General features: G+C 44.9%; 8 protein-coding genes. 1 reads left to right on the top strand and 7 read right to left on the bottom strand.

What is annotated here, in order from left to right; genetic code table 11:
- Positions 1 to 790, top strand: a 790-nt coding sequence (locus A3756_RS16425) for an FAD-dependent oxidoreductase (RefSeq protein ID WP_197481344.1), incomplete at its 5' end; no start/stop codon positions are given.
- Between the two features lie 227 nt (positions 791 to 1,017).
- Here A3756_RS16425 and A3756_RS16420 read toward each other — a convergent pair.
- The 7 genes from A3756_RS16420 to A3756_RS27790 form a co-directional block, all read right to left on the bottom strand.
- On the bottom strand, positions 1,018 to 1,983 hold the full coding sequence (locus A3756_RS16420) for an AgmX/PglI C-terminal domain-containing protein (RefSeq protein WP_068553968.1): 966 nt from the start codon (positions 1,981 to 1,983) through the stop codon (positions 1,018 to 1,020).
- 2 nt (positions 1,984 to 1,985) lie between these two features.
- Positions 1,986 to 2,486 (bottom strand): biopolymer transporter ExbD, encoded by a 501-nt coding sequence (locus A3756_RS16415; protein WP_068511512.1) that lies wholly within the window; start codon positions 2,484 to 2,486, stop codon positions 1,986 to 1,988.
- Positions 2,483 to 3,079 (bottom strand): biopolymer transporter ExbD, encoded by a 597-nt coding sequence (locus A3756_RS16410; RefSeq protein ID WP_068553966.1) that lies wholly within the window; start codon positions 3,077 to 3,079, stop codon positions 2,483 to 2,485. Before A3756_RS16410 ends, A3756_RS16415 begins: the two co-directional genes overlap by 4 nt.
- 58 nt (positions 3,080 to 3,137) lie before the next feature.
- Complete coding sequence (locus A3756_RS16405; protein WP_068511508.1) at positions 3,138 to 3,839, bottom strand: MotA/TolQ/ExbB proton channel family protein; 702 nt, start codon at positions 3,837 to 3,839, stop codon at positions 3,138 to 3,140.
- A gap of 274 nt (positions 3,840 to 4,113) precedes the next feature.
- Positions 4,114 to 4,422, bottom strand: coding sequence for a hypothetical protein (locus A3756_RS16400; protein WP_068553964.1), 309 nt, complete (start codon positions 4,420 to 4,422; stop codon positions 4,114 to 4,116).
- A gap of 13 nt (positions 4,423 to 4,435) precedes the next feature.
- Entirely contained in the window at positions 4,436 to 5,146 is a 711-nt protein-coding gene (locus tag A3756_RS16395; RefSeq protein ID WP_068553962.1) for a tetratricopeptide repeat protein, read from the bottom strand.
- Between the two features lie 28 nt (positions 5,147 to 5,174).
- Positions 5,175 to 6,691 (bottom strand): tetratricopeptide repeat protein (locus tag A3756_RS27790; protein ID WP_368664591.1); only part of this gene is annotated, 1,517 nt, incomplete at its 5' end.

The raw sequence follows: 6,691 nt of genomic DNA, 5'->3' as shown, positions 1-6,691 counted from the left end.
GAACGAAGACAAGCGTGTGGTATTTGTACTTCCCTATCTTGATCACTTTTCAATAATCGGAACCACCGATAAAGAATACCAAGGAAAGCCAGAAGACGTAGCAATTGAAGAGTGGGAAGTTGATTACCTGATTAAGGTATACAATCAACATTTCAAACGTTCGATTTCTCGTGAAGATATCCAGTCTACCTATTCTGGCGTCCGTCCACTGTGTGATGATGAATCAAACGACCCCTCAGCAATCACCCGTGATTACACGCTAGAACTCCATCAGGAAAGTGAAAGCAACGCCCTGCTTTCAATCTATGGCGGCAAAATCACCACTTACAGAAAGCTTTCAGAAGCGGTTCTAAACAAGCTGTCGCCATTTATTAAGGAGCTTGGTAAACCTTGGACTGCAGATGAACCGATGCCCGGAGTTCAGTTCGTTGGTCAAACAAGAGAGCAGATAGAACAAGCTATTAACAAGAAAGCGCCATGGCTAACTCATACTCTCGTACAACGCTACCTCAAATCATATGGCACCCTTTGCTTTAGCTTTCTAGCGAACAAACAAGGCATGAGCGATATGGGAGAATACTTTGGTGCCGACTTATTCTCTGCAGAAGTCGACTACCTGATTGAACACGAATGGGCACGCTCAGCTGAAGATATTCTCTGGCGCCGCAGCAAACTCGGTTTGTTTTTGAATGAAGAGGAAATTTCGAAGCTTAAACTGTATTTTGAGGGGCGTTTTTCTGGGCTCGCATCAAAAAAGCCAGCCAAAGCGGCGACTGAAGTCGCTGCTTAGGCATTCACCCTAAGCTCGTGGTAGAGGCATCAATGCTTCGATTGCGGGCTATGATCATTAGCGAGGGGCGGAACCCTCTGCTTACGAGCGGGGGTTAGTATCGTATTTCTGGGATAGCGACCATACTTGTAGGCAGAGGCCTCCGTGCCTCGCTGGCGGGTTAGCACGAGTTCGATCATTAGCGAATGGGCGGAACCCTCTGCCTATGGATAGCAAATAAATTTGGGCTAGCCTGGGAATAACTCTATTGGATAGCTAATCGTTGCCTGATCGACACCTGACTTCTGTCCGAAGTTGACTAAGCGCAGACGCTTACAAATTTTGCTTTCCAGTCTTGGCTCATTCAGTGTTGACTCTACTGCCGAACAGCTAGAGACCTGACCACTTGGCTCAACGACTAGCTGTGCAGTAAAGGCTCCTTGCAGTGAAGGCTTCTTACGCAGTGCGCGATTATAAATACTGTTAATCGCAGATTTATTGGCGTCCATGGTGCGACGAATATCTTCACGAGTACGCTGAGCAACCATGCGCTTCGCATCCAGTTCTGCCAGTTCAAGCGCGGTTTGAATTTCTTCAGCTTTTTCTACTTCCGTCATCTCTCTTGAGGCCAATTCCATTCTCTGTGTTTCTTGCGTCAACTTGGTTTCATCAATGCCTGCACTGCGTGAAGTTTTCGCTCTTGAGGCGAGCTTATCTTCAACTTTACGAGCAATAGGTTTTGCCGAAATCGTTTTGGGCGTATCGAGTTTAACGCTATCAGCTAAGCTACTTAGTGCAGACAACTGATTACTCATCGCTAGCAAACCAGATGTTTTGGCTTTCTCTCGTGCCAACTGAATATCTTTTGCTTTCGGCTTAATTTTTGGCTTGGGCTTTTTCGCTATTTGAGCCTTAGGTTTTGGTTTCGGTTTTGGCTTCTCAGCAACTTTCTTCTCAGGCTCAACCTTCTTAATCTCTTTCTTAATCTCTTTTTTAAGGACAGGTTTAGGCTTTTCTTTTTTCTTAAGTATGACCTTTGCTAGTTGAGGAGGCAGGGCTTCCAGCTCTTCCCTATCTTGCTCAGGTAAATCCACCCACGAGACATAAACAGCGATTGCCAAAAATACAGGAATAACCGCTGCGGTAATCTTCCCTAAGCGTTCACTCTCACCTGCTTCGGCATTCCAGGCTGGCCCTAATTGATTAAACGCCATGATTAAGCCTCCTGCTCAACATGCTTATTAACCGCAAGTGAAATGCTGGCATAACCAGAATCCACACAGGTTGTCATAATTTTCTTTAACAGCTCATATGGCAACTCTCGATCGGCAACGATAGTGATTGGACGCCCTTCTGGCGCGACTGCGCTGTTAGACTTTGAAGCCTGATAGTCTAACTCAGCCTTAAGCAGAGGTTCTACCTCTCCTTGAAATTCACGAAGCTCGGCGACTTTAACGATCGCTCGGCCACCGACAAGAATATCGTCGTGAGTCACGGCTAATGCCAGCGCATCTTTTGGCATTTGATCAGCATTAGAAACCGGAAGCTTGACCATATTGTTCTGGTTCAATACTTGTACATCACTTGAGGAATTTACCATCAAGAAAAACACAAGAATCGTAAAGATGTCCATCAAGGATACCAGGTTTAACTTACCCTGATTCTTACTACGGCGTTGGTGACGCTGGATACGCTTGGCTTTTGCTGATGTTTTCATGATCTAACCTTCCCATCAGTTAATTCGGTCTTGGCATCCGCAACACTTTCGTTTGCATCAACAACTTCCGGCGCATCGGCTATCGACACTTCCGGGAATAACTCGGCATTCACTACACTTCCCGCAACAACGGTACGGTAAGATCGCACCTTATCCATCACAGACACCAAGGTCTGATAGGAAGTGTCTTTTCGTGCCATGACAGTAATATCTTTCTTTTCCGGAATACGCGATTTCAGCTCCTGCATCACTTGCCCTAACATCGCAAAGTCGTAAGCCCCAGTACTTACGGCCGCGTTGTCAGAGCTATTATTTGCAACTGAATTCCGCTTTAAACTATCTATTTGCTTAATCACACCGCCTTTATTGTCGGCAACCACCAACTTATCTTCCAGAATCATTACCTGTAACTGCAATGACTCATCATCCTGAGCTGAGCTTTGGTCTTGAGTTGGAAAGTTCAACTCAAGTACACTCGTATGAGCAAAGATCATATTGATCAGCAAGATTGGTACAAGCACGATCATTAAATTCATAAATGCCGTGATATCCAGATCTGCTTCACTTCGTAAGCGTCGATGTTTGCGTTTCATAGTCGAGTCTGCCTATTTCGCTAAGGATTGATCAATAAAGTTGGTTTACAAAGACCAACTAAACAGCGGCTGCCGCATTAAGCCCTGAGTCAGCACTTGGCGACTGTGTAGCCTTAGCAGGTGCTGGAACCGAAGCTGATCGGTCACTTAATAAGTTCATCACTTTAATGCCCGCCATTTCAAAACTATCGACAATCTCGTTAGTCTTTGTTTGAAGTACTGAGTGAACGAGTAATAAAGGAATCGCCGCAATCAAACCGAATGCAGTCGTGTTCATCGCTACTGAAATACTTTGTGATAGCAAGCTAGCTTTTTGTGCAGGATCGGCCGAGGCAACCGCTGTAAATGCAGCGATCAAACCAATGATCGTGCCCAACAAGCCGAGCAAGGTTGAAACGTTAGCTAAAGTCGCTAGATATTGCGTACGTTTTTCTAAACGCGGCATCGTTTCCAGCAAGCCTTCTTCCATCGCATATTCAATTTCTTCACGTGGCTGTCTGCGGCCTAATCGAACCAGACCCGCACCGATCATATTCGACATGGCGGTCTTAGACGAAGAAGCAAACTTTACAGCCGACTTAAAGTCCTTCCCGCTAATCATACGGTGAAGCTTATTAAAGTCCTGGCGGTTATTACGCTTAGCGACACTCAGGTAAACATAGCGTTCAATTGCAATCACCAAACCAACTACCAAAATGATTGAAATCGGATACATGAAGAATCCGCCTTCCTGAAAAAATCGAATTATTGTCTCGATCATAACAATTTACTCCTGGGGGTTTTCTTTGCTTTATGCCTTGTAGGCCATTTAAAATTTATACAATCATCAAGTGCACTTCGCTGACGATTGCAAACAATTGTGAAAATTGTAGATTGAAAAGAGAGAAAAGACGGTTAGATCACGAAAGGATTTGTTGCGAATTGTGTTCATGTTCTTCCATGCACATACTTTGTGTGACTCCTGTCATAGTTTGACGCCATATAGGCCAATATACCTTCTTTTAGCTTACAAGAACCTGTCTAAGTGATGAATCCTACTTTGGTATTGCGGGCACAGTAGTCGCTTTTACATTCTGTTTGCTGAAGGCTTCATGGTAACTTTGCATTCTCAGAAAGCTGGCCCGGTCAAGCGGCTGAATAGGACGTGACGATGCCAAGGTCTGCTCAGGTTCATCAAGAGAGTAAACCTTTGCTGGCTGCCAAGGAACCAAATACAAAACGGTAGGAAGCTCTTGGTTCCCTCGAATAGTCGCCCCTTCGATTGCGATCACAGTTCCTTCTGCCGCCACAACTTGCGTTAAAATAAGACAAGTCAGTAGCATTAAACATTGAGTTAATTTCATATCCTACAACTCCTTATTGTCTATTTTTGATATCAAAGATCCAGTCTTTTACCTGAGGGTCTGGCTCATCAAGTAAAGACTGATATTGCTCGTATAAAGGCAAAGCGTCCGCAAACTGCCCACGATATAAATCCAACAAGATACCCAAGTTTCTAATGGCTGTTATATCTTCAGGGTTCTGATCCAAAGCCTGGCGATAATAGCTCTCCGCCTGATCGAAATCGCCTTTCTCCCGCATAATTTGACCGAGATAGTTGAGTGCCGGGCCAGTAAACTTTGCCAAGTTATCCAAAATCTCAGCCCGCTTGTCTGTAGGCAGATCTATCGACGCCTTGTTATCAGCCTTTTGTTTGTTCTCCTGCCCAAGCGAGTCCTTCAGAGCGAGCACTTTCGATAAGTATGACTCAGCCTCTTCTACATTTCCCAACCACCAGCTACTAATGCCAAGGTTCAAGAGAGGCCCAGGGTACCAGGGGTTTTGCTGATGTATTTCTGCCAGAGTATGAAAGCTATCTTCAAGCTCATCGTTACCTTTGAATACCCCGGCAGCCATCGCTTGGTCCGATGAACTCTCTAGTGACTTCATCGTTTCAACAGCGTCTTGATATTGTGAAACTAATGCTTGTCGCGAATCTTCAGCGGCGATTGATTCCTTATCTATTTTTCCTTTTGTTGCACAGGCACTCAAGATAAGGCACAGACAAACCATCAAAAAACATGACATTGATTGCCTCAAACAGATGAATAGACCCTTAATACAAGTCATAGATGATCTCGCTCTTTAATTCAGGCTTATCGTAACGCCCTGGTAGCAATTCTTTTAAGGCATCAAAACTATTCTGAACCCAGTCATCGTAGATACCAATCCAAGACCTACTGGAGTTCTGTTCATGAATTTCAATAGCACTGTCTTCAAAGGGATAAGCTTGTTCTTCAAGAAGAATTTCGTACTGCTCTAGCTCCAGCTCGTTCAGGCCTGTAGGGCGATCAGAATCCATTAAGTCGCGACTAAGCTGAGCATAAATATCAGCCATGCGATATCCAGCTTCGGTTGAGAACTGAGAGACACCATAACTCGCCGTCTTTTGATAGGCTTTCATAGCTTTTTCCAAAGCTTTGGTTTTTTTAATCATGGTTTCGTTTAGAGGTAGTTTTAACTTGATTCGTTTGTACTGAATAAAGGCATCATTAGCCAAAACACTCGCAGCACCTGCCGCCAAGAAGCGCATACGGTCATCTGCAGCATCACCCAAGCTATCGACCTTCTTCATTTGTTTAGCTAACCAAAAGCGTCGCTTCAGGGGTTTATCCGTTTCTTTATAAAGTTGCGCCAAACGATGAGTCACCTCCATATAGACATCAGCTGGCTCGGCATAGGTATTCGCATAAAGCCGGTAACTGAGTATCGCCTCTTTCTTGTTGTCAGCCTTATCGTATAGCTCCGCTACGATAAACTGAATATCCTGCTTTTCCTGCTCGGTTTTTGCCAGCTTACGCATAATACGCAATTCTCCGGCCGCTGCTTCCCACTGTTCGGTTTCACGATAAGCCAAAGCCATTTTAGCAGGCAGCGTATCGAGTAAATTATGCTTTGGGTAACGCTTTCTGAAGTCTGAAATAACGTCGATAGCACGATGCCATTCTTTTAATTCAATCAAATAACCTGCGGCATCATATTCTGCGCTGGCTCTGAGGGTGGAAGTCGGAGCAACAAGCCCCACGCGAAGAAACTCGTCAACGGCTAGCAAAGTCTGCCCATCTGCCAACTTCGCCTCTGCCTGCTTAAAGACACTCGCAGCCAGGCTTTCAATTGTTGCAGCCCGGCGCTTGTCCTTTGCAGGCATTTGGGTCAATACCTCTTGATACGCACCTTCTGACAGAACAAAGTCATTTAAAGCATACAAACTGTGCGCTTTAATCAAACTACTTTCTAATAAGGTTTGTTTATCAAGCTTGGGCGCACCTTCAAACGAAGTCGGCCAGTCAATCAGGCGCTGAGCCAAAGGTAATGCCCCCTGATAATCTTTCCTGTCAAAATACTCAGAGCTCACGAGGTACAAAACCGGAACCGCTCTATTGTCTTGCTTGTGAATATCAACAAAACGCATTTGAGCCTGCTCCCGCTTAATACTTAAGCTTTCCAGAAGAGCTTGCCTTGCCTCTTGCTCTGTTGGCAGCTTATCTTTTGGCAAGGCTTTGATGCTCTTTAAGTAATCATCATAGAGCAGCACGGAAGCGTAAGCCGCATCACTACGACCAGAAAATTCTG

This window comes from Oleiphilus sp. HI0086 (genome assembly GCF_001635225.1).
This window is presented reverse-complemented; position numbering and strand designations above follow the sequence as displayed.